Here is a 25530-nt window from a genome sequence, read left to right as displayed (position 1 = left end):
TGTGCGGCGTTACCGTCCTCCTGGCGGTCGCTCGACCCGCATCCGCCCGGCCGGCTGCCGTTCCCCGGTCGGTCCGGTGGTCGAAAACGGGTGGGGCGGGCACCATAGGTCACGCTTTGGCTTCGGGGGTTGCAGGTGGTCACCTAACGGGTAGGCCGCCTCGTCTTTGCAACAGATGGGTGCGGAAAGGGTTTCGTCTGTGACCGAGGACCTCCGGGCGTTGATGCGGGCCGAGCTGAACAGTGAGCGGCCGCCGCCGCTGGGTGACGTGGTGGGCGCCGCCGTGCGGGACGGGCGGCGGATCCGGCGGCGCCGGCGTCGGCTGGGCACGCTCGGTGCAGGGGTGGCCGGGCTGGTGGCCGTCGTGCTTTTCGGGGGCATCGCCGCGCATTCGGAGCCGCGCCGTCCGGTGGTGGCCGATCCGGGCGGGGCGCAGCCGGCACTGCCCGCGACGGCCGTCTCGCCGAGCGTGTCCGCGTTGGCCCGGGCGGCGCAGAAGTCTCCCGGATCTGTGCCAGTCGCCCCAACGCCCCCCGCGACCACGGCCCCGGAGCGTAGTTTGGCGGTCCACAGCGGCATCGAACGGGCCGCCGGACCGCGGAAGAAAGCGACAACGGGGGCCATGCTTCACCTTTTGACCGAACTACTCCCGCCCGGAAAGACGAGTCACGCCGCCGTCGCGGCCGACGAAGATCTGCACGTGCAGATGTACCTCGATCGCGGTGACGGTCCGGGCATGCTCCGGCTGACCATGGGTCAGCTGCCCGCCGGCGGCACCCGCGGCGGCACCGCGAGCGTCTCGATCATTCCCGTGCCCGACAACTGCCGGCAGAGCTACGTCGTGATCTCGCGCTGGCCCGACGGCACGTCCGTGCAGATCGACGTCGCGTCCTGCCTGGCCGGCACCGGCCGGGTCGACCCGCCCGGCCGCGAGGTGCTCACCCCCGACGAGGCCGCCGCGATCGCCGCCGACCCGCGCTGGGGCCTGGTCATGGACGCCGACCTGGTCGACCGGGGCGACAAGGAGTTCGGCAAGGTGCCGGTGTTCGCCTCATGACCGACGACGAGCAGTTCGTCGAGTTCGCCAACGCGCACGCCGAGCGCCTGCGGACGACGGCGTTCATGCTGTGCCGCGACTGGCACCTCGCGCAGGACCTGACCCAGAACGCGCTGACCAAGCTGTTCCTGTCGTGGCGCCGGGCCGCGCAGAGCGACAATCTGATGGCGTACGCGCAAAAGATCCTGCTCCGGGTTTTTCTCGATCACCGGCGGCGCCGCTCGTCGTCGGAGTCGGCCACCGAGGTGCTGCTCGAACCGGCGTACCGGGAAAGTCACGAGCTGCGGCTGACGATGATGGACGCGCTGGGCTGCCTGCCCGAGCGCGACCGGGCCATCGTGATCCTGCGGTATTTCGAGGATTACAGCGTCGACCGGGTCGCCGACGTGCTCGAGCTGCCGGTGAGCGTGGTCAAGAGCCAGACCCGCCGGTCGCTGGCCAAGCTGCGGGAGCTGCTCGCGGAGGAACAACTGGCCCTGTTCGGCTGACCCGGTAACGAGCCGATAGCCTTTCAACCATGACAGTCCGGCCCATCAGGATCATCGGCGACGCTGTGCTGCGCACCGAGTGCGACCCGGTCAAGACGTTCGACGCCGAGCTGCGCGCGCTCATCGACGACCTGGAGGACACCGTACGGGAGCCGGGACGGGCCGGTGTCGCCGCGCCGCAGATCGGCGTGAGCGCCCGCGTCTTCTCGTACAACGTCGACGACGTGGTCGGTCACATGGTCAACCCGGTCCTGTCGGCCTTCGACGGCGAGCAGGACGACGACGAGGGCTGCCTGTCCATCCCCGGCCTGTACTTCCCGACCAAGCGGGCGATGACGGTCACCGCGAGCGGCTTCGACCGCCACGGCGAGCCGCTGGTCATCCACGGCACCGGGTTCCTGGCCCGCGCGTTGCAGCACGAGACCGACCACCTCAACGGCACCCTCTACATCGACACCCTGACCGGCGACGTGCGCCGCCAGGCCTTGCGCGAGGTCCGCCGCCTGCCCCGCGGCTGACTACATCGCCGGCGACCGCGGCTGCACCGGGGTGGCCACCACGAACGAGCTGTTCGTCTGGCCGTGCAGGAGAAACCTGTCCAGCAGCGGCTCGAGCTCCTCGATCGCCGGCACGTGCACCTTCATCAGGAAGCAGTCCTCGCCGGAGATCCGGTGACACTCGCTGACCTGCGGCGTCGCCTGCGCGAGGGCGGCCAGCTTGGGCAGCTGCCCCGGCCCCGGCCGGATGCGCACCCACGCGGCGACGGGCAGCCCCACGGCGGCCGGGTCGATGTCCACGCGATACCCGCGGATCACCCGCTCTGCTCCAGGCGCGACAACCTTTCCCGTACGGCCGGGGGTGACATCCCGATCCGTCGTGCCAGCTCGGCCGTGCTCGCCCGGGGATCGTCCTGCAGGGCGGCCAGCAACCGTCGATTCGCATCGTCCAACGTGCTCCGGCTTTCCGAAGTCGCCATATTCGCCCTCCTGCGCCGTCGATCGCTCATGGCCGTACGCGGGGTGCCTTTTCGAGACTAGAAGGCATGCCGCCGTACCTCTACTTCGTCGTCAGCGCGGTCTTCCACTACCTGGGCCCGGCGCTGGCCGTGCTGCTGTTCGCCCGCATCGACGCGCTCGGCGTGGCCTGGCTGCGCATCGCCACCGCCGCCGTCGTGCTCGTCGCGTGGCGCCGCCCCTGGCACCTGAGAGTGACCCGGGTGCTGGTCGCCTGGGCGGTCGTGCTGGCCGCCATGAACAGCGTCTTCTACCTGGCCATCGACCGGCTGCCGCTGGGCACGGTGGCCGCGATCGAGTTCCTGCCCGTGGTCGTGCTGGCCGCCTTCGCCGCCCGCACCCCGCGCAACCTGGCCGCGCTGGCGATCGCCGTGGCCGGCGTCTACCTGCTGACCGACGTACGGCTGGTCACCTCGCCGCTCGGGTTCGTGTTCGCCGCGGCCAACGCCGTCCTGTTCGCCCTCTACATCGTCCTGAGCCACCGGATGGCCGCCGACGCCGGCATCGACGCGCTGGCCCTGGCCATGCTGATCGCCGCCGCGCTCGCCCTGCCGTTCGGCGTCGTGCAGGCGGCCCCCGCGTTCACCGACCCTCTGCTGCTAGCGGCCGCGGCCGGGGTCGGGGTGTGCTCGTCGGTGATCCCGTACGTGACCGACCAGCTCGCCATGGCCCGCCTGCCCCGAGCCACGTACGCCCTGATGGTCTCGCTGCTGCCCGCGGTGGCCACGGTGATCGGCGTGATCGTGCTGGCCCAGCTGCCCTCCCTGCCCGAAGTGGCCGGGGTCGCCCTGGTCGTCGCCGGCGTGGCCTGGCACCGCCCGTCCCCATCACCGGCCCCAGCCGAACCCCACGACGCAGACTCCCCGAACTGAACTAGTATCCTAGGACGCCCCACACGCGGCGATCAAAGGCACAACAGCGGAGGATCGACCCTCCGGGCCGCTCCCAACTCCGCCGACAAACAAGAACCGAGCAGGGCGTGCTCCTGGCTGGCGCCGTTGTCAACGCGGAGGCTCGCGGGGCCGTTCTCCGCGCGTGGATGGCCGGCACCCGGCGGCCGGAGTTGTTCGGCATGCCCTGGCACGCGGCGCTGCCTCCCGTGGCGAATTCGTGGCGCCGGGGGCAGCGCTGTGCGGTGGGGCGGCGGTCGTCCTCCGCGCTGGAGATGACACGCAGCGCTGCCTCCCGTGGCGGATTCCTGGCGCCGGGGGCAGCGCTGCCTCCGCGCTGTAGATGAGCGGCACGCGGCGGCGGAGCAGTTTGGCGCTCCCCAGCACACAGCGCTGCCTCAGGTGGCGGGTTGCCGGCGCCGGGGCGGTGGTTCACGAAGGTCGGCGGCCGTTCTCCGCGCTGTGGATGAGCGGCACGCGGCGGCCACAGCTGTCGTCGGTGGAGAGGGTAGGCGGCGGCGGGGTTGATAGCGTGCGCCGATGGGCGAGCTGATCACCGTCCCCCAGGGGTTTCGGGCGATGCCTCGGTGGTGGGGTGGCGGGGCGGAGTGGCTGGAAGCGCTGCCCCGGCTCGTTGCGGATTACTGCACGCGTTGGGCGCTGACCCTTGACGGTGGCGTGATGCACGGTTCCAACGCCATGGTTGTCCCGGTCGTCCGGGGTGGTGAGCCGTTCGTGTTGCGGTTGACGCCGCCGGAGCCGGCCGTGGCCGAGCAGGTGGCGGCGCTGCGGTTCTGGGACGGGCGGGGGACCGTGCGGCTGGTCGACGCCGATGTCCAGGGCGGGGTGATGCTGCTCGAGCGGCTGGGAGCGTCCTCGGCGCGGGACCTGCCCCTCGCGGAGGCGATGCCGCTGCTCGGGCAAGTGATGCGCCGGCTCGCGGTGCCGGCGCCGGAGCAGGTGCCGGGCACCGCCGACGTGGTGGGGCGTCGGCTGGCCGAGTTGCCGGTGGAGTGGGAGCGCCAGGGTCGTCCGTTCCCTGAGGGTGTTCTGGGGCGGGCGCTCGAGGCGGGGGCCCGGCTGGCGCGGACCGAGTCGCAGCTGGCGGTCGACGCCGACCTGCATGCGGATCAGGTGCTGCGGGGTGGCCGGGAGCCGTGGCTGGTGGTCGATCCGGTGCTGATGCGCGGTGACATCGCGTACGACCTGGCCCGGGTCCTGTGGACGCGGATCGACGAGATGGCGGACGGCGGCGAGATCCTGGGCAGTTTCGAGTCGGTGGTGGCGGCGGCCGAGCTCGATCGTGACCATGGGCGGGACTGGGTGGTCTACCGCACTGCCGACTATTGGTTGTGGGGGCTGTCGGCCGGGCTCACCGAGGATCCGGAGCGGTGCCGGCGGCTGGTGGAGCCGTTCCTGTAGCGGGTTTCCCAGGTGGGCTGCCCGGGTTCGTCGTTGTGGACGACGATGTCGGCGTGGTCGAGCGGGCGGGCCGTGGCGTAGTAGAGCCGCTGGGCGGGGATGTAGCGCTCGCGCCAGCGCCGTTCGACGTCGGCCTGTTCGCGGAGCACGGCCCGCTCGACGGTTTTGTCGAAGTCGGTGGAGACGAAGATGCGTAGTTCCCAGCGGTCGACGAGCTCGGGGCGCAGGAGGAAGACTCCGTCGAACAGCAGGACGGCGTCGTGGTCGGCAGTAGTGGCGGGCGGGTGGTCGTCGATCGTGGGCCGGAAGCGCCGGTCTCCGCCGGGCCCGAGCGGGTCGAGCAGCGCCCGGGTCAGCGCGTTGTGGTCGTGGGCGTCGAAGTAGCAGCCTTCGGCCGAGTATTCGCCGCGCCGGTAGCGCCGGGCCCGCGGCACCAGGAAGTCGTCGATCGTGGCGCGAATGACCTCACGACCCTGTCCGCGCAGGACGGCGGCCAGTTCGTCGGCGAGGGTCGTCTTGCCCGCGGCGGGTGGCCCGTCGACGGCGACCCGCGTCGGGTGTCCACCCGCGGCTTTCGCGACGGCTTCGGCCAGGTGCCCGAGCAGGTCTGTGCGGCTTCCGCGATCCATGCGTCCTCGGCTTGTGCGGTCGGCTCCGACAGCCCGAGACGCTACCTCCCCGCCGCGCCCGGCTCGCAAAATCTCACACGTAAGCGGTGCTCACCAGCGCAGAAGAGCAGGGCCTCTCAACGAATTGGCCCGGTGACGGCGAGCGGCGCGACGGCGGAGTGCGCTGCCCGGGGAAGATGCCGAGCGGCTAGGCCAGGATCTGGCGGATGTCCCAGAGGTGGTGGTAGGCGTCGTGGCAGTTGTTGCGGGCGACGTCCGCCGCCGTTTGGGTGCCTCGGGTCGGATGCTGGAGGGAGACGTTCGCGTGCAGTGCACGGTTGACGACGCCGACCCAGGTGGTTGCGGCCAGCTCGCTTGACCAGGCGGCTACGGCGAGGGGCAGGGCGGCGTAGTTTCTGGCGGCCGCAAGGGCGTGTCGGGGTCGTAGCCGGCGACTTCGGTCCGGCCGGTGAGCAGGGCGATCTGCAGCCGCTCGGACCATTGGCGCAGGTTGTCGCCGACGTGGCAGACGTATTCGGCGACCGTCCAGCCGCCTCCGGGGCGGCGTTTCGTGCTGTCGGCGCCGGCAGTTGCCTGGGCGAGATGCTGCCGCCAGCCGGTGACCCACCCGACGGCGTCCTGTGGTGTCAGCGACCAGTCGAATCCGCACTCTCGACACGGGTCGCCGTACAGCGCTGCCCCGAATGCCTCCATGCGAGCGAATCTAGCGGCTACGCCTGTCGGGCCGCGTTGGCTGCTCTTTTCGCGGATGGGGCGGGTTGCGGCGGCAGACGAGCGGACGGGATGGAGGTCACGTGTCGAGGGTGAGGGGCTGGGTGGGTGGGCCGTCGGTGAGCAGGGTGGTGAGCAGGGCCGGCAGGGTGTGGGGGCCGAAGAGGTCGGGGCCCGCGTACGTCTGGATGTCGGTCGGGGACCACCAGCGGGCCCCGTGGGTGTTCTCGGCGGCGAGTTGTGTGGCGGTCAGGCTGCCGTGGGGGTCGAAGGCCGCCGTACGCACCAGGTAGTAGTCGTTGATGGCGACGTCCCAGCCGGGCAGGTAGGCGGGGGCGGTCACCTCGCGGTGCCAGATGTGGGCGGGCGGGTCGGTCAGCGCGAGCCCGATCTCTTCGTCGAGTTCGCGGGTGAGGGCTTGCAGGTGGGTCTCGCCGGGTTCGATTTTGCCGCCGGGCGGGGCCCAGACGGTGGTGTCGTCCAGGTGGTGGCTGAGGAGCAGCACGTGGTGGTGGTCGTCGAGGATGACGGCGCGGACGGCGTGGCGGCGTTTCACGGCGCTCATTGTGCCGCCAGGTTGCGGGCCCAGCGCCGGAAGCTGTTGTCGGGGCCGGCGTCGGCGTAGCGGCGGAACTGGTCGCGGGTCTCGGCCCGGCGCAGGCCGCCGAGCAGGTTCGGTGGGCGGTACCAGGGCAGGGTCGGGTCGGCGGGCCAGTCGGCGGCGATGCGGGCGCCGCCGTCGGCGGGGGATTCGAGGCCGTAGCAGACGTCGGCGACGACCAGGGCCATGGCGGCGCCCATGCACATCAGGCAGGGTTCGAGGTTGACGGCCAGGCGCAGCGGCCCGGGGCGTGGTCCCCATCCGAGGGCCTTGTCGGCTTCGGTCATGGCCAGCAGGTCGGCGTGGACGAGCCGGCGGCCGAGGCCCACATCACGGGTGTACGCGCGGGCGATGATCTTGCCGTTCAGCTCGACCACGGCGCCGATCGGCATTTCGCCGTGGGCCAGGCCCTCCTCGGCCACGTCGAGTGCGGCCAGCATCAGGTCGTCGGGGGTCATGCCGCCTAGAGGATCACAAACTGCGGTGGCGGGTGGCGCAGGAAGTCGTGGTGCGAGATGTCCCAGCCATAGGCTCCCGTACGCCCGAAGACCAGCAGATCCCCCGCACGCACCCGGGACACGTGCTGGCCGCGGCACAGGACGTCGCGGGGTGTGCACAGTTCGCCGACGGCGTCCACCTCGCCGTCAACAAGGGCGGGCCGGGGATATGCGTGTGGCCACTCGTCGACGGGGACGACGGTGAACGGGTGGGAGTACCCCCAGGCGGCGGGCAGCCGGAAGTGGTGGGTGCCGCCGCGCAGGACGGCGAACGTCCGGCCGTGGGTGGTCTTGACGTCGATCACGGTGGCGGCGTACCAGCCGGCGTCGGCGGCCAGGTAGCGTCCGGGCTCGAAGACGAGGTCGACGCCGCGGGGCACGGTGATGTCGCGCAGCGGGGTCAGGTCCATGCGGGTGTCGCCGAGGTAGTCGACGCCGAAGCCGCCGCCGACGTTGACCACGCGGGGGTTGATGCCGGTGGCCAGGGCCCAGTCGAGCGCGGACCGGACGAACGCCGCGTGCGCGTTTCCGTCGAGGTTGTTCGACACGGCGTGCAGGTGAAACCCGATGACCCGTATGCCGGGCACCGCGAGCGCCTCCCGCAGGTGTGCTTCGTCGATGCCGAACGGGGTGGGGGTGCCGGTCATGGTGTGGCTGCCGGTCAGCGCGTTGGCGGCCCGGTTGACGCGCAGCACCACTTCGGCGCCGGGGCGCAGGGCGGCGATGCGGTGCAGCTCGTGGATGCTCTCCGCGTTGATCTGCGCGCCGGCGTCGAGGGCGGCCGCCAGTTCGGCGTCGGTTTTCGCCGGGCCGCCGAAGACGATGCGCCGCGCGCCGGCCTTCAAGGCCAGGTCGAGCTCGCCGCCGGAGGCTACTTCGAGGCCGTCGCACTCGGCGGCCAGGGCGGCGAGCACCTGCGGGTGGCCGTTGGCTTTCACCGCGTACAGGAGGGAAGCTTCGGCCGGCAGGCTCTGCCGGACCGTGGTGGCCCGGCTGCGCAGCTCGGCGGTGTCGTAGATGTAGGCGCAGGCCGGCCGCTCCAGGGTGAGCAGGGCGCGGACGACGTGCTCAGGCGGGTGCATGCAGCGGATTGTGCACGGGCACGTAGAGGTCGCCGTCGCCGGCCAGCCGCATCCGTACGAGGGCCTTGTGCGGAACCTGGGGGGCGGTGAACGCGGCGTGGTCGTCGCCGGTGACGTGCTCGTCGATGATGCGGCGGATGATGCGCCAGGCGTCGGCCTCGTCCATGGGCAGCCGCAGGACGAGCTCGCCCAGGTGGGCCTGGAACAGCGTGTAGCCGATCTTGGCGCGGAACACGTCGAGGTCGTGGGTGCCGACGACCGAGCCGGGCCACAGGTCGATGGTGTGCCCGGCGGCGGCCAGGCGGGGCGGGTGCAGGCGCAGGCCGGCGAAGTCGCGCAGGGCCAGCCGGTGGGGGCGGCCGCCGACGAAGGTGGGCAGGCAGTTCTGCAGGTGGGCCTCGAGCGCGACCCCCTGGGCGGTCAGCTTCATCAGCGGGGGCACAACCATTTCCCCGTATGCCCGGAGCCAGTCGCCCGGGTCGCCGATGACCAGCTCGCTCAGCAGGAACGGCAGGGCCCCGCCGGGGATGGCGAGCTCGCCGGGTTCGAGGCGGGGGCCGAGCCCGTCGCGGCGGATGGCCGACAGGTCACGGCCCGACCCGGCCGGCACGGCGGAGCCCGCGGTCTCGGCCATCAGCAGCAGCCGGGGGTCGTCGACGAGGTCGTGCAGCAGTTTCGACACGGCGGGCCCGTTGCGGGTGCTGGCGACGCTGATGCTGCGCCGGGTCGAGGTGACCTGGATGTCCAGCGACACTTTCAGGTAGTCGCCGGTGCCGGGCAGCAGCAGGGTGCGCAGCGCCGCGGTGGGGATGGCCTCGCGCTCGTCGTCCAGGATGACCAGTGCCTTCGTACGCAGCAGGTCGGCGTAGCGGTCGGGGATCACGGTGTCGCGTTGCCACGCGTGGACGGGCTGCACCGCGTACCCGGAAGGCTTGTCGATCTCGGGGTAGACGTCGTCGCCGACGAGCAGGTCGGGCCGCACGGCGACGAAACCGATGCGGGTGCGGCCGGCTTCGAGGTCGTGGGCCAGCACGTCCCCGGTGTCCCAGCCCAGCCTCGTACGCCCGCAGGGGTGCAGGTTGTGCCCGGCCACGGCCAGCCGTTCCAGGGCGATCACTTGCTCGTCCGGGTTGTTGCCGACCTTGGGACGCGGCCGGGCCATGGCGACGGCGAGGTTCATGACGGCGTTGCGGATCTCGGTGGCGAACCCGGGCGCGTCCAGCCCGTCGAGCATGTCGATCGGGTCGTCGACGCCCGCGGTCGCGTATTCGACGCGCCCGAAGCCGTGCCTAGTCCCCGGCCCCATGTCCTTGATGCCTTCCCGTACGAGCGCCCCCCGCAGCCGCCTGCCGACGGTGTCCGCCGCCTCGGGCAGCGCCGCCAGAAAACCGGGCACGAGCTGCGGCGCGTGCACGGCCAGCGCGGCCTCGGTGTGCGCGATCCGTTCCGGGCGCAGAGTCTTGTTCATGCGTGTCCTGACATGGGGTTGTCGATCAGGGCCCACTGGTCGTCGAGCGGGTCGGGGGCGAGGCGCATGGCGGTGGTGGCCTTGAGGGGCAGCGGGTCCTTGAGCAGGGAGGGCACGTCTTCGGTGCCGGTGGCGCGGACGGCGCGGGCGACGATGGCCCACAGGCGGCCGGGGTCGGCGCCGTGGGTGCGGGTCAGGGCGGCGACGACTTCGGCGGCGACGGTGCCGAACGCGGCGGCGGCCAGTTTGGTGCGCAGCACCGCGGGGTCGTCGGTGGGCAGGTCGCCGTGCAGGGGCGGGGGTTCGACGCAGGCGTTGCGCAGGCGGCGGGCGCTGACCCGGACGCCGCCGAGGTCGCGGTAGAGGATGCGGCGGGGGCGGCCGTCGCGCAGGACGACGAGGGTGTTCTGGCCGTGGGCTTCCAGAGCGACGCCGCGGGCCAGCACGCACGTGACGGGGGCGAAGAAGATCTCGGCGAGGGCGGTCATCCACTCGTACGGGTCGCTGATCTTGATCGTGTGGATCGCGGCCAGGGGGACGGCGAGCTCGCCGGGATGCAGTTGCGGGGCCTCGCGGATGACGTGGGCGAGGTGACGCTGCGGGTGCCCGTCGACGATGACGGCGCCGGCGGCGATCTCGGCCAGGATGTCGATCGGCTGGTCGGCGGTGAGGCGGCGCAGCAGGCCGGAGAGCACGGGGCCGTTGTGGACGGCGGCCGGTGACACAGTGCGTACGGCGCTGGTCATCTGCACGTCCACCGCGGTCTTGATGTGCGGTCCTCCGCTCACCGGCGCGACGGTACGCAGCGACATCAACGGCCGTACGGGCTCGGTGTGGCCGTCCGGGGTGAGCCACGGGTGCTCGGCGAGGAGGCGCTCGGCCTGCCAGGGGTGGGCGTAGAGGATCGGCGGGGCGGTGCCGTACCAGCGGTCGGGCGGCACGCGGAGGCGGTGCAGGCGGATGACGGGGGAGTGTTCGGGCCCGTACGCGAGGACGTCGGCCACGGTCATGCCGCCGCGGGTGCGGCAACAGGGGTGCAGCGGGTGGCCGTCGGTGACCAGCTGCTCGATGCGGCCGAGGGCGTCGGGGTCGCCGGGCTCGGGCAGGCCGGTGCCGGCGGGGCGGTCGGCGCGGGCCAGGGCGAGGTTGGCGACGCTGTTGTCGATCTCGGCCGCGAACGGGATGTCACCCCAGAGGAGCCGGACCAGGTCGCCCGGGTCGGTGATCGTGGTGGCGCCGGCGGTGACCGTGAGCCCGGCCGCGGGACGAGCGAACGGCAGGGCGGACTCGATGGGGTAGCGAAGAGTCACCCGTCCGGGATTGGTGATGGCGGCTCGGGCGTCCTCAGCTTCGGCACGGGCTACGGAATCATCCGTGCGGGCTGCGGCGTCGCCCTCTGTGTGGGATCGGGCGTCCTCTTGGCGGGTCGCGGCGAACGCGGCCTCTCCCGGGTTCCGTGTGTGCAGGCCGGGCAGTTCTTCCCTGGCCACGGCACCGAGCAGTCGGGACAGGACAGCGGCCCGCGCGCCGGGCAGTTCGGCGTCGTAGCCCGCGATCAGGTCGGGGCGCAGGGACGCCAGCTCGGCCCGGGTCCGAAGGGGACCGGCGGTGTGGGCGCTTCCGGGTGATCGCGGCACAAACCTCATTCTCCGCACGCCCCCCACAAGATCCATCCGGGGCGGTCCGGCGTGAGCGAGAACGCAGTAACCAAACCACCATCCTAGGACGGCCTACACGGTGTGCGCCCATAGATAGGCGCACCACAAATTCAAAAACCAAGACCAAAAGGAATCAACGGCGCCCACAGCCTGCGGGTCTGGACGATCCTGCCGCCTCGCGGGGCAAGATCACCCGCGCCGTACAGCCCACCCTCCCGGGGGCCACCGCCTCGGAGCAGTGTGGCGCAAACTGCTGATCTTCGGGTGCGGCGCTGTGGACAACGCGACGATGTGGACAACGTGATGCGTCCGGCCGATCTGTGGTATCGGAGCGGGTTCCGGACCTAAATCGGTTGCGGCCGGAGCGGGCGGAGGGCAGAGTGGCGTGCGGACCTGTTGCCGGAAGCGAGGAGTGCCTTTCTCCATGTGAGAGCGACCCGACCCGTAAAAGCGCCCCGAGTGAGCGCTGTCCTGTCGGTGTAGTCGCCCCTTGGAGTGTGGCCCTTGTTGAAATCTGTCAATCTCAGCCGTTCCCACGACGGTGACCCGTTGTTCACCGGGTTCGATCTGGTGCTCAACGACGGCGACCGGGTGGGGATCGTCGGTCCTAACGGCGCCGGCAAGTCGACGTTGCTGCGGGTGCTGGCCGGCGAGTTGAAGCCGGACACCGGCGCGGTCACGTACGGCCCGTCGACGCGCATCGGTTATGTGGCGCAGCAGATGCCCGATCCCGAAGGCACAGTCGGGGCGTTCCTCATCGGCGGTCTCGGCGAGCTGGCCGGGGTGACCGCCGAGCTGCGCGAGCTGGAGCGCCGCCTGGAAAGCCAGGAGGACGTCCTGGCCGAGTTCGCGGCGGTGCAGGAGCGGTGGACGGCCCTGGAGGGCTGGAACGCGGAGAACCGGCTGGCCGAGATCCGCCAGCGCCTCGACATCTCCCACCTGCCCGACGGCCTGGCCCTCACGGCGGTCAGCGGCGGCGAGCAGGCCCGGTTGTTGCTGGCGCGGGCGCTGCTCGACGAGCCGGATGTGTTGCTGCTGGACGAGCCCACCAATCACCTGGACGCGGAGGGCATGGCGTGGTTGCAGGGCTGGCTCACCGCGTACGGGGGAGCGGTTTTGACTGTCAGCCACGATCGGGCGTTTCTCGATGCGGTGGTGACGCGGGTGCTGGAGCTCGACGGCATCGACACCGAGGTGCAGGACTATCCGGGTGGCGGTTATACGGCGTTCCGGGAGGAGAAGCAGCGGCGGTGGGAGCGGCTGTTGCTGGATTTCGAGGCGCAGGAGAAGGACCGCCGGCGGTGGGAGGCGGACATCGAGCGGACGAAGCAATATTCGATCGGGGTGGAGAACGCCAAGGGTCTGGGGGTGGCCGGTCCGCATCTGCGGCGGGTGGCCCGGTTGGTGGCGCGTAAGGCGAAGGTGCGGGAGCGGCGGTTGCGCCGGCAGATGGAGTCGGTGAAGTGGATCGCCCGGCCGCGGACGCGTCCGCCGTTGACGTTGGCTTTTCCGGCCGATCAGGCGGATCCGGGTGAGGTGGTGCTCAAGGCGCGTGACCTGACGGTGGCGGCGGGGCCGAAGGTGCTGCTCGAGCATGTGGATCTGGAGGTGCGCCGCGGTGACCGCATTTTGATCACGGGGCGTAACGGGGCGGGGAAGACGTCGTTGCTGAACGCCCTCGCAAGTGATGACACGGCGGTGTTGCCGCAGACGACCGACGGGTTGCGGACGAAGCAGTCGGTGATGGAGTTTTTCCGGTCGCGGGTGCCGGTGTATCTCGACGACGCGGAGAAGCTGCTCGAAGGTCACCAGTTCGGGGCGGATCAGTGGGATGCGCAGTTGCGGAGCCTGTCGGCCGGTGAGTTGCGGCGGTTGCTGCTGGCGGTTCTGGTGAACAGCCCGGCGCGGGTGTTGCTGCTGGACGAGCCGACGAACTTCCTCGATCTGGACGCGCTCGACGTGATCGAGGAGGCGTTGCGGCGGTACAAGGGGACGTTGCTGGTGGTGACGCATGACCGCTATTTCGCGGAGAAGACCGGGTTCGGGCGGCGCTGGCATGTCGCGGGCGGCGCGGTGATCGAAAGCTGACACGATGGTGTCATGCAGCTGGTGCCGAGGCAGGGTGGCGGGGAGCTGGCCGAGGTCGGCGCGGCCGAGCAAGTCACCGAGGTGTGGCTGGCGAACCGGCGGTTGTCGGAGCACACCCGGGCGGCGTACCGGCGGGATGTGCATGCGTGGCTGGCGTGGTGTGCCGGCTTTGACAGGGACCCGCTCAGGGCATCGTTCCTCGACGTGAACGCCTATGCGCGGGGGTTGGAGGATCAGCAGCTCGCGCCATCGACGGTGGCCCGCAAATTGTCCGGTTTATCCAGCTGGTATGACTTCCTCGTCAAGATCCGGGCGGTGGACGCGAACCCTGTCGCGGGGGCCGACCGGCCGAACGTTTCCCGGGATCATTCGGCCACGGTCGGGCTCACTCCGGAAGAGGTGGATGCGTTGCTGGCCCGGGCGGCGACCGCCAGCAAGCGGCATCACGCGGTGATGACCCTGCTCGCCGATCTGGGTCTGCGGGTCGGTGAGCTGGTGAGTCTCAACCTCGACGACGTCGGGTGGGAACGCGGCCACCGTACGGTCCGGTTCGTCGGCAAGGGCAACAAGGCCCGCCGCCGCGCGTTGACCCCGGCGGCCGCCGAGGCTTTGGACGCCTACCTCGAAACGCGGGGCGCCGACGACGGCCCGTTGTTCCAGACGTCGACCGGGGCGCGGCTGGACCGGCATGCGATCTTCCGGCTGATCCGGCGGCTGGCCGCGGAGGCGGGCATCCCGGCGGCGGACCGGTTGTCGCCGCACTCGTTGCGGCACGCGTTCGCGACGGCGGCGCGGGCCGAGGGGGTGCCGCTGGAGGATGTGCAGGACGCGATGGGGCACGCCGACCCGCGGACGACCCGCCGTTACGACCGGGACCGGCACAACCTGGATCGTGATCCTGCCTACACCCTGGCCGCAGCCAGGGCCCGTCGCGCCCAGCAGTGACGCGGCCCCCTATGCTCGTCCGCGGTAAAAAGCGGATCAAAGAGGCGGTCGGGTTTGAACATCTTCGAAGCGGTGCTGCTGGGCGCGGTTGAGGGCTTTACCGAGTTCCTGCCCGTGTCGAGCACCGGCCACCTGACGATCCTGGAGAAGCTGCTGGGGTATCGGATCGACGATCCGGCGATCACCGCGTTCACGGTGATCATCCAGTCGGGTGCGGTGCTGGCCACGATCATTTTCCTGTGGAAGGACATCGCCCGGGTGGTTCCGGCGTTCCTGGCCGGGTTGTTCAACAAGGCCAAGCGGGACAACCCGGATTTCCGGTTCGGGTGGGCGGTGCTGATCGGCGCGATCCCGATCGTGATCGTGGCCCTGCTGTTCAAGGATCAGATCGAGACGACCCTGCGCAGCCTGTGGTTCGTGGCGGGCGCGTTGATCCTGTGGTCGGGGGTGATGGCGTTCGCCGATCACGCGGCCACGCAGATCAAGCACGAGGACGACGTGACGTGGAAGGACTCGCTGATCATCGGCCTGGTGCAGTGCATGGCGCTGATCCCGGGGGTGTCGCGGTCGGGCGCGACGATGTCGGCCGGTCTGCTGCGTGACTTCGACCGGGTGACGGTGACGAAGTTGTCGTTCTTCCTGTCGATCCCGGCGCTGCTGGGCGCGTCGCTGCTGCAGGGCTATCAGGAGGCGGGCAACATCGCCGACGGGGTGGGCTGGACGAACACGCTGATCGCGACCGCGGTGAGTTTCGTGGTGGCCTACTTCAGCGTGAACTGGCTGCTCAAGTTCGTCTCGCGGCATTCGTACAGCATTTTCATCTGGTACCGGGTGGCGCTCGGGGTCGTCCTGATGGGGTTGCTGACCTTCAACGTGATCGAGCCGAAGTGAGCGCGGCGGCCGAGCGGGCTCTGGCGTACGTGCGGGAGCTTTTCCCGGCGGCGGGGCCGGTGCCGGCCGGGGCGCCGATCACGGTCAGTTTTCATCCGGACCGGTTGCTGGCCGACGGGCTGACGGTGGCCGAGCATCTGGCGGCCGAGGGGGTCTACCGCAGCCAGTTCGAGACCGGGATCTCCAACGGCGGGCTGACCGCGTACGCGGGTGGCGACCGTGACCTATGGGAGCAGCGCATGTTTCCCGGGGTGTACGCCGACGGGCGGGGCCGGCCGATCTACGGCGGGCTGAACCTGGCCGGGTATCCGGACGGGGCGTCGCCGCGGTTCGGCAGTTGTCATCTGGTGCTGAACGCGTCGGTGCTGCCGCGGGCCACGTTCAGTCACGGCGACAGCTTCACCGCGCCCACCGTGTTCGGCACCGCCGGCACGTTCAGTGCGGTGTGGGCGGCGCTGCTGGACGAGGTGGAGCGTACGGGGTCGGCGCTGAACCTGCCCGCGGCGTCGCCGGAGCAATGGGTGGCCGCGCTGACCGCGCCGCGTACGGGGCCGGGCCGGGCGATGGATCACTACGTCGAGGCGCAGGTGCACGGCGGGGTCACGCTGAGCGAGCACGTCACGGCCGTCGTGGCCGACCCTTCCTTCCGCCGTACGCCGGTGGAGCCGCTGCTGCGTTCCCTGGCGCCGGAGCTCAGGTGGTCGCCGGGCTTCGTGCTGCCCGCGGCCGAGTTCCCCGACGAGCTGCGCGGCCCGGAGGTGCCCCCGCTGGCCCGGGCGGTGGCCACGCACTACGGACTGGACGTGCTGGACGCCGCGGCGGTCGGCCGGGCCACCCGCGAGCCGGGCACGTGGTCGTCGTTCGGCACCCCGGCCGAGGTGTTGCAGCTGCTCAAGAAGGTGTGGCACATCCTCGTGCTGCGGGGTGTCACGCCCTGACGTGGTGACTCGTCCTTGGAGTCATGTACATCACTGTCACGATCATCGCTGCCGTGTTCACCGGGGCGGCCGCCGTCACCTACCTGGTCGGCCACGACTACCCGAAGACGCAGGCCGACATGAAGCGGATCCCGCGCTCGTGGGTGCCGGTGCTGGGGTCGCTGCTGGCGGCGGGCACGCTGGGACTGGTGGCCGGGTTCGTCGTGCCGTGGCTGGGGGTCCTCGCCGCGGCCGGGCTGGTGCTCTATTTCAGCGGGGCGCTGGTGGCGCATCTGCGGGTCGGTTCGCGCAACCTGATTGGGTGGGCGGTCTTCTTCGTCACCGAGGTCGCGGCGCTGATCGTCAACGTGGGGCACCTGTGAGCAGGCACGCTGAGCACCACCTATTTGCCGTGCGGCAAGCATTCAGTGATACTGGCCGCCGCTGGGGGGTGAAGACGTGTCGGAGGCCGGCATGCGGTGGGCCAAGGCCCTGCACCGCTTGTGGAGCGCCGTCGTCGTCATCCACTCGCGGGAGCAGCTGGCCGACCTCGTGCTGCCCCCGTTGCAGGAGCTGCCGGGCGTACGGGCGGTGTGGGGGTTGCGGCACGCCACCGCCGGGGACGGTGTTCTCGCGTACCGGTGGCAGGGTGTGCCGTTGACCGAGGACCGGCAGGCGGTGGCCGCCGGTCTCGCCCCGAAGCAGGCCGGGCCACCCCGGGTCGTCCCGGTCGACCTGCCGGGGATCACGACGATGGTGATCTGCCGGTTCGACGAGCCGGGCCAGGCCGCCGGCACGATCATGGTGGGGGTCGACGGCAGCGCCGACACCGCGTTCGTGGCCGAGTGCCTGCGCCAGGTCGTCGAGGTCAGTCAGGAGGCCGTGCGCCGGCTGGCCGCCATGCGCGACGAGCAGCAGCAACTGATGCGCGACGCGCTGCTGGCCGAGGCGTCGCTGCAGATGGACGCGGTGCTCGACACCACCCAGACGATGTACCGGGTGCCCCGCATGGCCGTCCCGGCGATCGCCGAGGGCTGCCTGGTGTTCGTGCACGAGGACGGCAAGCCGGTGCTGCGCAGCGCCGTGCACGTCGACATGCGCCGGCTCGACGCGATGCTGCGGGAACCGGGCGCGGTGGAGCGGCTGGCCACCCCGGGTGAGCATTCGCAGGTGCTGCGGGCCCGGGGCCGGGTGATCGGGCTGCTGGTGTTCCTGTTCGACCGCGACCCCGACCGGATCCCCCCGGCCACCTTCCTACGTGACCTGGCCGCGCGGGCCGCCCTGGCCATCGACAACAGCACCCTGTACGAGCAGCGCCGGCAGGAGGTGGTGCGGATGCAGCAGCACCTGCTGCCGACCCGGCTGCCGCACACCGCCGGGCTGGAACTGGCCGCCTCCTACACCGTCGGCGACCGGGTCCTGGAGGTCGGCGGCGACTTCTACGACGTGGTCGTACGCGGCGGCGGTGAGGTGGCCGCGGTCATCGGTGACGTGTGCGGGCGCGGGGTCGACGCGGCCGCGCTGACCGGGATGGCCCGGCACACCCTGGCCGCGCTGCTGCACGAGGGCCTGTCCCCGGCCCGCGCCCTGACGCGGCTCAACGCGCGGCTGCGGCTCGACGGGTCGTGGCGGTTCATCACGGCCGCGGTCGCCTTGATCCGCCCCGACGGCACGGTCGAGTGGACCTCGGCCGGTCATCCCGCCCCCGCGGTGCTGCCCGTGGACGGCGAACCGCGGCGGGGGGCCGGCGGCGGGGTGCCGCTGGGCATCCTCGACGAGCCGCGGCTCAAGCAGACCCGGCTCGAGCTGGCCGCCGGGGAAACGCTGCTGATGTTCACCGACGGGCTGACCGAGAGCCGCGACGCCGACGGGCGCATGTTCGAGGAGCGGGCCCTCGGCGCGGCCCTGCACCGGCTGCGCGGCACCGGCCTGCAGCAGCTGATCGACGAGCTGAGCAGCGCCGCCGAGGCCACCGACGACATCGCCCTGCTCGGAGTCCAACGGAGTGCGCATGAATGAGCTGGTGCTGGTCGTCGAGGACTCCGACGAGGACATCGAGGCGATCGCCCGCGCCATCGGCCGGTCCCACCCGGACGTGCGGCTGGAGTTCCTGCGCTCCGGTTCCGGGGTGCTGCCCCGGCTCGACGGCGCCGGCGCCGAGCCACCGCGGCTGGTGCTGCTCGACCTGAACATGCCCGGCGAGGGTGGCCTCGACGTGATCCGGCAGGTCCGCGCCCGCGCCGAGTTCGACGCGCTGCGGCTGGTCGTGTTCACCTCGTCGGAGAACCAGGCCGAGGCCGACGCCTGCTACGCGGCCGGCGCCGACAGCTACATCTACAAGCCGATCAACTTCGCGTTGTTCCAGAGCGTGCTCAGCCAGACCCTGGACTACTGGAGGTCACGGGAGCCGAACGTGACCCAGACGGTGGTGCCGCCGCCGGGGGACTCGTCGGCCCAGGCCTGACCGCCGTGCCGCTCGGCGATGCGGCGCACGATCGCCAGACCGGCGCCGGAGCCGTCCCGTACGGCGTCGGGGTGCAGCCGCCGGAACAGCTGGAACGCCTGTTCGCGCAGGTGGGGCGGCATCCCGATCCCGTTGTCGCGGACGAATAGCGCGTTTTGCTCCACGCCGACCTGCACGTGGCCGCCGTCCGGGCGCGCGTATTTGGCCGCGTTGACGAGCAGGTTGACGAGCACCTGGTCGAGGAGCACCGGGTCTGCCTCCACCGTGCCGGACAATCCGGAAATGTTAATTTCGACGGAGGCTTCCTCGAGCCGGGGGCCGGCGACGTCGAGGGCTCGCCCCACCGCGTCGGTCAGCAGGACCGGTGACCGGGCCAGCTCCGTACGGCCCAGCCGCGCGTAGGACAGCAGCGCGTTGAGCAGCTCGTCCATCCGCGTGGCCAGCCGCTGGATGCTCTCCAGCCGGCGCCGGGTGACCGGGTCCAGATCCCCGGCGGCGTCCTCGACGATGAACGTCGACGTGTTCGCGATCCCCCGCAGCGGCTCCTTCAAGTCGTGGGCGGCCGCGTGCGCGAACGAGTCCAGGTCGACGTTGAGCAGGGCCAGCTGCCGGGCCTGGGCCACCGCCACCCCCATGATCGCGCGGCCCAGCTCGACCGCCATGGCCAGGTCGGTGGTCGTCCAGCCGGTGCTGCGCCCGCGCACGGAGGCCAGGAACACGGCCGTGGAGCCGCGTGGGGTCAGCCGCTGCCCGTGCGGGCCCAGCACCACCGGCGTCCGGGGGTCGGCCGCCCACCGCCGGGCCACCGTCCGTTCGCGGCGCAGCCACACGATGCAGTCGTCGCCGGTGCCGAACGGCAGCACCAGCACCCCCGGGAACGGCCCGTCCACGGTGTCGGAGTGCCACACCTCGCCGGGCGGGGGCACGCTGAGCGCCCCCATCAGGTGCTCGGCCTCGGCCGGGCCGACCCCGTGCAACGACAACGCGCCGTCGGTGCGCACCACGACCGCGTCGCAGGCGATCACCTGGTCGAGGCCGGCCGGGTTCTGCGACCAGCGCATCGGCAGGTCCATCGAGTACCGCTCGAGCAGCCGGGCGATGACCGTGCGGGACTGCTCGCGGGCCGACGCCTCGTCGCGTTCGCGCAGGGCGGCCAGGTGCAGCGACAACGCCACCCCGAAGAACTCGCACGCGGCCCGGGTCTGCGGGCTCAGCGGTTTCGGGTCGCGGCCGTGGCAGGCGATCAGCCCCCACAGCCGGCCGCCGTCGAGCAGCGACACCGACATCGACGACGTGACCTCGATGTTGCGCAGGTATTCCAGGTGGAACGGGGACACCGTGCGCAGCACCGACAGCGACAGGTCCAGCGGCCGGCCCGTCTCGGGCAGCACGGCCGGGCTCAGCTGCGCGGTGGTGTCACCGGCGTCGGCGATCACCCGGATCCAGTTGCGTTCGTAGAGGCGGCGGGCCTGGGGCGGGATGTCGGTGGCGGGGAACCACAGCCCGAGCCACGGCTCCCAGTCGTCGACGACCTCCTCGGCGATCACCTCGCCGGGCCCGTCGGCCGACTCGAACCGGTAGGCCACCACCCGGTCGTAGCCGGTGATCTCGCGGATCTCCCGGACGGCGGCCCGGCACGCCTCGACGACGGTGGCCGCGCGTTGCAGCCGGGTCAGGGCCTGGCGGACCGGGGCGTACAGGGTGCCGAACTCGGGCGTGTCGGGGGCGGGCTCGAACTCGAGCACGACGTGGTCGTCGGCGTGGTGCACGGTGACGTCGAACCGGCGCCCGCCCAGTTCCAGGGGCATCATCGCGGTCTGCCCGGTGTCGGCGTCGGCCAGCGACCACAGGCCCGCGCGTTGCTCGGCGGTCAGGAACGAGTCGTCGCCGCCGATCTCGAAACCCAGCACCTCGGCCGCGTTCTCGCTGGCCACCGCGACCCGGCCGGCCTTGACGGCGAGCAGCGCCCCGTACGACTGGACGCCGCCGAGCCGGTGGATGGGCTCCCGCACGCAGGCCGTCAGGTCGAAGGTGGTGCCCGCCTCACGTTCGGCCGCGGCGAGGTGGTCCGGCAGCCACTCGGTCATGATCGCCAGCCTATCGGCCGGGCAGCTGATCGCCGGGGCTGACCAGGCCGCTCTGGTAGGCCAGGACGACCAGCTGGGCCCGGTCGCGGACCTCCAGCTTGGCCATGGCCCGGTTGACGTGGGTCTTGGCGGTCAGCGGGGACAGGAACAGCCGGGCGGCGATCTCGTCGTTGCTCAGCCCGTGCGCGACCAGGATCAGCACTTCGCGTTCCCGGTCGGTCAGCACTTTCAGCGCCTCGGTGGTCGCCGGTGGGCGCAGGTTTTCCAGGAACCGGCCGATCAGGCCGCGGGTGGCGGCCGGGGACAGCAGCGCCTCGCCGGTGGCGACCACGCGGATGGCCTGCAGCAAGTCGGCCGGGGCGACGTTCTTGCCGACGAACCCGCTGGCCCCGGCCTGCAGGGCCAGCAGCACGTTGTCGTCGTCCTCGAACGTGGTGACGACCAGCACCCGGACGCCGGCCAGGTTGTCGTCGGCCGAGATCCGGCGGGTGGCTTCCAGGCCGTCCATGACCGGCATGCGGATGTCCATCAGCACCACGTCGGCGCGCTGGGTGCGGGCCAGCTCGAGCGCCTCCTTGCCGTCGGAGGCCTCGGCGACCACCTGCATGCCCGGCTCCGCGTCGATGATCATTTTGAAGCCGGCGCGGATCAGGGCCTGGTCGTCGGCGAGCAGGACGCGGGTCGTCACGAGCTGGTCTCCAGGGCGTAGGTCGGGGCGGGCAGGGTGGCGTGCACACGGAACCGGCCGCCGGCGGGCCCGGCGGTGACGCTACCGCCCGCCGCGGCGGCCCGTTCCCGCATCCCGATCAGCCCGAACCCGGTGCCGTCGCCGCGGCCGGTGATCCGGTTGGTCACCTCGATGGTGACGTCGCTGCCGGTGTAGGCGATGGCGAGCTCGGCCCGGCCGTCGCCGTAGCGGTGGGCGTTGGTCAGGGCTTCCTGCACGATCCGGTACGCGGCCAGGTCGGCGATGGCCGGCACCTCCCGCGGCTCGCCGGTCTGGGTGAACGTCACGTCGAACCCGCCCAGGCCCGCCAGCAGGGCCGGCACCCGCGACAGGCCGGGGCTGGGCTCGGTCGTGCCCGCCTCCCCGGCCTCGCGCAGCACCCCGATCACCGATTTGATCTCCTGCAGGACGCTGTCGGAGGACTGCCGGATCACCTCCAGGACCGGGCCGGCCTGTTCGGGGTGCTGCTTGATGACGTGGGCGGCCGCGCCGGCCTGCACGGTGATGACCGCGATGTGGTGGGCGACCACGTCGTGCAGTTCCCGGGCGATGCGCAGCCGCTCGTCCATGACCCGGCGGTGGGCCTCCTGCTCGCGGGTCTGCTCGGCCTGGCGCAGCCGCTCGGTCAGCTCGGCCAGGTAGGCGCGCCGGTTGCGCACGGCTTCCCCGACCGCGCCGCCGCCGCCGACCCACGCGTACAGGCCGAGCGAGTTGAGCGACCACCATTCGGCCGGGTCGGCGATGATGCCCACCACGAACAGCAGCGTCGCGCAGGCCAGCCCGCACAGCCAGGGCCGGTGCATTTTCGTGCGCAGGGTGATCTCGTACATGGTCAGGCCGGTCAGCAGCAGCAGCACCTGCGACGGCCGCTGCACGGCGATGGTGACCGTCAGGCCCGCGGTGACCAGCAGCAGCGCCGGGATCGGCCAGCGGCGGCGGGAGTAGACGACGGCGACGCCGAGCACGGCGATCAGGACGGGGCGGGTCGCGTCGAAGTCGCTCTCCGCGGTCACCGCGAGGAGGATGACCAGGCCCGCGAACGCCAGGTCGACCAGCCGGGCTTTGATCTGCATCCTTAAGACCGTATGCGGTGCGGGCCGGGACCGGCCTCGTCCGGGTGCAGTAGCCGCGGCCCGGGCGGGTTACTGCGAACGCAGTACACACCGACCGCGCACGGACGACGCCGCGGCCGCCGCTGGCCGGGAGCGTGGAGCGCATGGCTACGTTCCTCTACCGGCTGGGCCGGTTCTCGTTCCGCCGCCGCTGGACGGTGCTGCTCGCGTGGGTGGCGCTGCTGATCGCCGCGGTCGCCGGGATGGCGCTGCTGTCCAAGCCGACCACCGCGTCGTTCAGCATCCCGGGCACCCCCGCCCAGCAGGCGATCGATCTGCTCGGCGAGCGGTTCCCGCAGGCCGCCGGGCAGACCGCGGCGGCCCGGGTCGTGTTCGCCGGCAGCCCGGTGGACCAGGGCGCCGTCGACCGGACCGTGGCCGCGCTGCGTACCGCGCCGCAGGTCGCCGCGGTCGGCGAGGTCACCCCCAACGCGGACAACACCGTCGCGTACACGCAGGTCACCTACAAGGTGGCGGCCACCGACCTGACCACGGCCGACCAGGACGCGCTGGTCGCCGCCGCGCAGGTGGGCCGTGACGCCGGGCTGACCGTGGAGATCAGCGGGGACGCGCTGACCGCGGGCGGGCACACCCCGATCGCCGAGATCATCGGCCTGGTCGTGGCCGCCGTGGTCCTGCTGATCACGTTCGGGTCGCTGGTCGCGGCGGGGCTGCCGCTGCTGACCGCGATCCTGGGGGTGGGCATCGGCGCGGCCGGGATCGGCATCGCGACCGCCTTCACCGACCTGTCGGCCACCACGTCGACGCTGGCCATGATGCTGGGCCTGGCCGTCGCCATCGACTACGCCCTGTTCATCGTCTCGCGCTACCGCCACGAGCTGGCCGCCGGGCACGACCGGGCCGAGGCGGCCGGACGGGCGGTGGGCACGGCCGGGTCCGCGGTCGTGTTCGCCGGGCTGACCGTGGTGATCGCGCTGGCCGGGCTGGCCGTCGTCGGGATCCCGTTCCTGACGCAGATGGGTGTGGCCGCGGCCGCCACCGTCGCCGTGTCCGTGATCATCGCGCTGACCCTGCTGCCCGCCCTGCTCGCGATCTCCGGCGGCAAGATCAAAGCGGTTCCCGTACGGGACCACGCGGCCCGGCCCGCCCTCGGGGTGCGCTGGGTGCGGGTCATCGCCCGCCGCCCGGTCGCGTTCCTGCTGGCCGCCGTGGTCGGTCTCGGCGTGATCGCCCTGCCCGCCGCGTCGCTGCGGCTGGGCCTGCCCACCGAGGGCAGCTCCGCGCCCGACACCACCCAGCGCAAGGCGTACGACCTGCTCGCCACCGGGTTCGGGCCGGGCTTCAACGGCCCGCTGACCGTCGTCACCGACGCCGGCGACGCCGGCCGCGTCACCAGTGAGATCCAGGGCCTGGGCAACGTCGCCCTGGTCACCCCGCCGGTCACCAACCAGGCCGGCGACACGTCGATCCTCACCGTGATCCCGAAGACCGCCCCGGACGACGCCGCCACCGAGGACCTGGTGCACGACCTGCGCGACGTCGGCGGCACCCTCGGCGTCACCGGCACCACCGCCATCAACGTCGACATCAGCGAGAAACTCGCGAGCGCCCTGCTGCCGTACCTGGCCCTGGTCGTGGGTCTGGCGTTCGTGCTGCTGGCCCTGGTGTTCCGCTCCCTGCTCGTGCCCTTGAAGGCGACCCTCGGGTTCCTGCTGTCGGTCGGGGCCACCTTCGGCGCGCTGGTCGCGGTGTTCCAGTGGGGGTGGCTGGCCGACCTGTTCGGGGTCAGCCAGACCGGGCCGATCATCAGCTTCCTGCCGATCCTGCTCATCGGCATCGTGTTCGGCCTGGCCATGGACTACCAGGTGTTCCTGGTGACCCGCATGCGCGAGGACTACGTGCACGGCGCCGACGCCAAGGACGCGGTCGTCAGCGGCTTCTCCCACGGCGCCCGGGTCGTCACCGCCGCCGCGCTGATCATGATGAGTGTGTTCTTCGGGTTCATGCTCGGCCCGGAAGCGATCATCAAGTCCGTCGGGTTCGGGCTCGGCGTGGCCATCCTGTTCGACGCCATCGTGGTCCGGATGATCCTCGTCCCGGCCGTGATGACCCTGCTCGGCCGCTCCGCGTGGTGGCTGCCGCGCTGGCTCGACCGGCTCCTGCCGAACGTCGACGTCGAGGGCGAGAAACTGACCCGCCACCTCGCGGCCGCCGGCACCGAGGAGCCGAAGGAGCTGGCCCTGCGCTAGCCCAGGGGGAACTCGTGCCGGGTCGTCCACGACGGGCCCGGCTCGGGGACCCCGGTGATCAGCCGCAGGGCGGTGACGCGGGCGTGGATCGGCAGCCGGGGGCCGACCGCGTCCGCGGCCGCGCGCAGATTGGCGACCGGATGGTCGTGACCGATTGTCAGGTGCGGGACGACCTCGTCGAACGCGCCCTCGTAGGGCCGCACGGCCGGGAACCGGGCCGTCACCGCGGCGGTCAGCGCCACGAACGGCTCGGCCGGCTGCGGGGCCAGCCACACCACCCGCTCGCCGAACCAGCGCACCGCGGCCAGGTCGAAGAAGAACGCGGGCACGCTCGCGGCGGCCTGCCCCACCGCGGCCAGCACCCGCTCGTCGAGGGCGGCCGGTGCCAGGAACGGGAACAGCACGGTGATGTGCGCGGGCACCCCCCACGACGCGGCCCGGTCGAACCGGTCGCGGTGCGCCGCCACCACCGGCTCGGCCTCGGCGACCGCGACGATCAACGCGCTGTGGGTCGGCTCCATCGGGGCAGTATGACCCCTGACGAATGTCATGGCTGCCTCGTGACGCGTGACA

The 25530-nt window shown here is 71.8% G+C and carries 24 protein-coding genes and 1 pseudogene; 13 read left to right on the top strand and 12 right to left on the bottom strand.

All coding sequences use genetic code 11. The annotated features are described in order from the left end of the window. Positions 1 to 199: 199 nt before the first annotated feature. From JKJ07_RS26560 to def, 3 genes are read left to right on the top strand one after another with little or no spacing between them, the layout of a single operon-like run. On the top strand, positions 200 to 1057 hold the full coding sequence (locus tag JKJ07_RS26560) for a hypothetical protein (protein WP_202994482.1): 858 nt from the start codon (positions 200 to 202) through the stop codon (positions 1055 to 1057). After that, positions 1054 to 1545 (top strand): SigE family RNA polymerase sigma factor, encoded by a 492-nt coding sequence (locus JKJ07_RS26555; protein ID WP_202994481.1) that lies wholly within the window; start codon positions 1054 to 1056, stop codon positions 1543 to 1545. The genes JKJ07_RS26560 and JKJ07_RS26555 overlap by 4 nt, the downstream gene beginning before the upstream one ends. A gap of 29 nt (positions 1546 to 1574) precedes the next feature. Then, entirely contained in the window at positions 1575 to 2063 is a 489-nt protein-coding gene (gene def / locus JKJ07_RS26550) for a peptide deformylase (RefSeq protein WP_202994480.1), read from the top strand. Here def and JKJ07_RS26545 read toward each other — a convergent pair. Then, positions 2064 to 2521: pseudogene (locus JKJ07_RS26545) on the bottom strand (Lrp/AsnC family transcriptional regulator). It lies immediately after the preceding gene. A gap of 66 nt (positions 2522 to 2587) precedes the next feature. Here JKJ07_RS26545 and JKJ07_RS26540 point away from each other — a divergent pair. Continuing rightward, positions 2588 to 3430 (top strand): EamA family transporter, encoded by an 843-nt coding sequence (locus JKJ07_RS26540; RefSeq protein WP_202994479.1) that lies wholly within the window; start codon positions 2588 to 2590, stop codon positions 3428 to 3430. A gap of 558 nt (positions 3431 to 3988) precedes the next feature. Beyond that, positions 3989 to 4870: an aminoglycoside phosphotransferase family protein gene (locus JKJ07_RS26535; RefSeq protein WP_202994478.1), complete on the top strand. Its 882-nt coding sequence runs from the start codon at positions 3989 to 3991 to the stop codon at positions 4868 to 4870. Here the strand turns inward: JKJ07_RS26535 and JKJ07_RS26530 are convergent. The 7 genes from JKJ07_RS26530 to JKJ07_RS26500 form a co-directional block, all read right to left on the bottom strand. After that, positions 4792 to 5499 (bottom strand): nucleoside/nucleotide kinase family protein, encoded by a 708-nt coding sequence (locus JKJ07_RS26530; RefSeq protein ID WP_236029875.1) that lies wholly within the window; start codon positions 5497 to 5499, stop codon positions 4792 to 4794. The two genes, JKJ07_RS26535 and JKJ07_RS26530, sit on opposite strands and share 79 nt — an antisense overlap. A 366-nt stretch (positions 5500 to 5865) precedes the next feature. Then, positions 5866 to 6192 carry a DinB family protein gene (locus JKJ07_RS26525; RefSeq protein ID WP_202994477.1) on the bottom strand — a complete coding sequence of 109 codons (327 nt, stop codon included), beginning with the start codon at positions 6190 to 6192 and terminating at the stop codon, positions 5866 to 5868. Between the two features lie 97 nt (positions 6193 to 6289). Beyond that, positions 6290 to 6766 carry an NUDIX domain-containing protein gene (locus JKJ07_RS26520; protein ID WP_307834417.1) on the bottom strand — a complete coding sequence of 159 codons (477 nt, stop codon included), beginning with the start codon at positions 6764 to 6766 and terminating at the stop codon, positions 6290 to 6292. A 5-nt stretch (positions 6767 to 6771) separates the two neighbouring features. Next, on the bottom strand, positions 6772 to 7269 hold the full coding sequence (locus JKJ07_RS26515) for a nucleoside deaminase (protein ID WP_202994475.1): 498 nt from the start codon (positions 7267 to 7269) through the stop codon (positions 6772 to 6774). 5 nt (positions 7270 to 7274) lie between these two features. Further along, positions 7275 to 8390 (bottom strand): alanine racemase, encoded by a 1116-nt coding sequence (locus tag JKJ07_RS26510; protein WP_202994474.1) that lies wholly within the window; start codon positions 8388 to 8390, stop codon positions 7275 to 7277. Beyond that, on the bottom strand, positions 8377 to 9858 hold the full coding sequence (locus JKJ07_RS26505; protein ID WP_202994473.1) for an IucA/IucC family protein: 1482 nt from the start codon (positions 9856 to 9858) through the stop codon (positions 8377 to 8379). The genes JKJ07_RS26510 and JKJ07_RS26505 overlap by 14 nt, the downstream gene beginning before the upstream one ends. Next, positions 9855 to 11504, bottom strand: a complete 1650-nt coding sequence (locus JKJ07_RS26500) for an IucA/IucC family protein (protein ID WP_202994472.1) — start codon at positions 11502 to 11504, stop codon at positions 9855 to 9857. The genes JKJ07_RS26505 and JKJ07_RS26500 overlap by 4 nt, the downstream gene beginning before the upstream one ends. 519 nt (positions 11505 to 12023) lie before the next feature. Between JKJ07_RS26500 and JKJ07_RS26495 the strand changes: the two genes are divergently transcribed. The 7 genes from JKJ07_RS26495 to JKJ07_RS26465 all read left to right on the top strand — a co-directional run bounded on the left by JKJ07_RS26495 (position 12024) and on the right by JKJ07_RS26465 (position 18821). Further along, positions 12024 to 13604 (top strand): ABC-F family ATP-binding cassette domain-containing protein, encoded by a 1581-nt coding sequence (locus tag JKJ07_RS26495; RefSeq protein ID WP_236029874.1) that lies wholly within the window; start codon positions 12024 to 12026, stop codon positions 13602 to 13604. A gap of 12 nt (positions 13605 to 13616) precedes the next feature. After that, a complete protein-coding gene (locus JKJ07_RS26490) occupies positions 13617 to 14549 on the top strand; it encodes a tyrosine-type recombinase/integrase (RefSeq protein ID WP_202994470.1) in 933 nt (310 codons plus the stop codon). Positions 14550 to 14603: 54 nt separating this feature from the next. Further along, on the top strand, positions 14604 to 15440 hold the full coding sequence (locus JKJ07_RS26485; RefSeq protein WP_202994469.1) for an undecaprenyl-diphosphate phosphatase: 837 nt from the start codon (positions 14604 to 14606) through the stop codon (positions 15438 to 15440). Next, positions 15437 to 16378 (top strand): DUF3626 domain-containing protein, encoded by a 942-nt coding sequence (locus tag JKJ07_RS26480; RefSeq protein ID WP_202994468.1) that lies wholly within the window; start codon positions 15437 to 15439, stop codon positions 16376 to 16378. Before JKJ07_RS26485 ends, JKJ07_RS26480 begins: the two co-directional genes overlap by 4 nt. A 23-nt stretch (positions 16379 to 16401) precedes the next feature. Next, positions 16402 to 16740 (top strand): DoxX family protein, encoded by a 339-nt coding sequence (locus tag JKJ07_RS26475; protein WP_202994467.1) that lies wholly within the window; start codon positions 16402 to 16404, stop codon positions 16738 to 16740. Positions 16741 to 16816: 76 nt separating this feature from the next. Then, positions 16817 to 18376: a PP2C family protein-serine/threonine phosphatase gene (locus tag JKJ07_RS51860; RefSeq protein WP_202994466.1), complete on the top strand. Its 1560-nt coding sequence runs from the start codon at positions 16817 to 16819 to the stop codon at positions 18374 to 18376. Beyond that, entirely contained in the window at positions 18369 to 18821 is a 453-nt protein-coding gene (locus JKJ07_RS26465) for a response regulator (protein WP_236029873.1), read from the top strand. The genes JKJ07_RS51860 and JKJ07_RS26465 overlap by 8 nt, the downstream gene beginning before the upstream one ends. Here JKJ07_RS26465 and JKJ07_RS26460 read toward each other — a convergent pair. The 3 genes from JKJ07_RS26460 to JKJ07_RS26450 are packed head-to-tail and all read right to left on the bottom strand — an operon-like array spanning position 18746 to position 22708. Then, entirely contained in the window at positions 18746 to 20908 is a 2163-nt protein-coding gene (locus JKJ07_RS26460) for an ATP-binding protein (RefSeq protein WP_202994464.1), read from the bottom strand. The genes JKJ07_RS26465 and JKJ07_RS26460 overlap by 76 nt on opposite strands. Before the next feature lie 10 nt (positions 20909 to 20918). After that, positions 20919 to 21596, bottom strand: a complete 678-nt coding sequence (locus JKJ07_RS26455) for a response regulator (RefSeq protein ID WP_202994463.1) — start codon at positions 21594 to 21596, stop codon at positions 20919 to 20921. Then, a complete protein-coding gene (locus JKJ07_RS26450; RefSeq protein ID WP_202994462.1) occupies positions 21593 to 22708 on the bottom strand; it encodes a sensor histidine kinase in 1116 nt (371 codons plus the stop codon). The genes JKJ07_RS26455 and JKJ07_RS26450 overlap by 4 nt, the downstream gene beginning before the upstream one ends. Positions 22709 to 22851: 143 nt before the next feature. On the opposite strand from JKJ07_RS26450, the gene JKJ07_RS26445 reads away from it, so the two are divergent. Continuing rightward, positions 22852 to 24957: an MMPL family transporter gene (locus tag JKJ07_RS26445; RefSeq protein WP_202994461.1), complete on the top strand. Its 2106-nt coding sequence runs from the start codon at positions 22852 to 22854 to the stop codon at positions 24955 to 24957. Here JKJ07_RS26445 and JKJ07_RS26440 read toward each other — a convergent pair. After that, the gene (locus tag JKJ07_RS26440) at positions 24954 to 25478 is read right to left on the bottom strand and encodes a 2'-5' RNA ligase family protein (RefSeq protein WP_202994460.1); all 525 of its coding nucleotides are present in this window, start codon (positions 25476 to 25478) and stop codon (positions 24954 to 24956) included. The genes JKJ07_RS26445 and JKJ07_RS26440 overlap by 4 nt on opposite strands. Positions 25479 to 25530: the final 52 nt, after the last annotated feature.

The sequence above is a fragment of the Paractinoplanes lichenicola genome, from assembly GCF_016785085.1.
GTDB classification, from domain to species: Bacteria; Actinomycetota; Actinomycetes; order Mycobacteriales; family Micromonosporaceae; genus Actinoplanes; species Actinoplanes lichenicola.
The sequence above is the reverse complement of the archived record's forward strand: the minus strand, read 5'-3'. Positions and strand labels throughout refer to the sequence as shown.

Coding starts and splice junctions, on each gene's coding strand:
- JKJ07_RS26555 (WP_202994481.1), top strand. CDS start 1,054: ATGACCGACGACGAGCAGTTCGTCGAGTTCGCCAACGCGCACGCCGAG.
- def (WP_202994480.1), top strand. CDS start 1,575: ATGACAGTCCGGCCCATCAGGATCATCGGCGACGCTGTGCTGCGCACC.
- JKJ07_RS26540 (WP_202994479.1), top strand. CDS start 2,588: ATGCCGCCGTACCTCTACTTCGTCGTCAGCGCGGTCTTCCACTACCTG.
- JKJ07_RS26535 (WP_202994478.1), top strand. CDS start 3,989: ATGGGCGAGCTGATCACCGTCCCCCAGGGGTTTCGGGCGATGCCTCGG.
- JKJ07_RS26530 (WP_236029875.1), bottom strand. CDS start 5,499: ATGGATCGCGGAAGCCGCACAGACCTGCTCGGGCACCTGGCCGAAGCC.
- JKJ07_RS26525 (WP_202994477.1), bottom strand. CDS start 6,192: ATGGAGGCATTCGGGGCAGCGCTGTACGGCGACCCGTGTCGAGAGTGC.
- JKJ07_RS26515 (WP_202994475.1), bottom strand. CDS start 7,269: ATGACCCCCGACGACCTGATGCTGGCCGCACTCGACGTGGCCGAGGAG.
- JKJ07_RS26510 (WP_202994474.1), bottom strand. CDS start 8,390: ATGCACCCGCCTGAGCACGTCGTCCGCGCCCTGCTCACCCTGGAGCGG.
- JKJ07_RS26505 (WP_202994473.1), bottom strand. CDS start 9,858: ATGAACAAGACTCTGCGCCCGGAACGGATCGCGCACACCGAGGCCGCG.
- JKJ07_RS26500 (WP_202994472.1), bottom strand. CDS start 11,504: ATGAGGTTTGTGCCGCGATCACCCGGAAGCGCCCACACCGCCGGTCCC.
- JKJ07_RS26490 (WP_202994470.1), top strand. CDS start 13,617: ATGCAGCTGGTGCCGAGGCAGGGTGGCGGGGAGCTGGCCGAGGTCGGC.
- JKJ07_RS26475 (WP_202994467.1), top strand. CDS start 16,402: ATGTACATCACTGTCACGATCATCGCTGCCGTGTTCACCGGGGCGGCC.
- JKJ07_RS26465 (WP_236029873.1), top strand. CDS start 18,369: ATGAATGAGCTGGTGCTGGTCGTCGAGGACTCCGACGAGGACATCGAG.
- JKJ07_RS26460 (WP_202994464.1), bottom strand. CDS start 20,908: ATGACCGAGTGGCTGCCGGACCACCTCGCCGCGGCCGAACGTGAGGCG.
- JKJ07_RS26450 (WP_202994462.1), bottom strand. CDS start 22,708: ATGCAGATCAAAGCCCGGCTGGTCGACCTGGCGTTCGCGGGCCTGGTC.
- JKJ07_RS26445 (WP_202994461.1), top strand. CDS start 22,852: ATGGCTACGTTCCTCTACCGGCTGGGCCGGTTCTCGTTCCGCCGCCGC.
- JKJ07_RS26440 (WP_202994460.1), bottom strand. CDS start 25,478: ATGGAGCCGACCCACAGCGCGTTGATCGTCGCGGTCGCCGAGGCCGAG.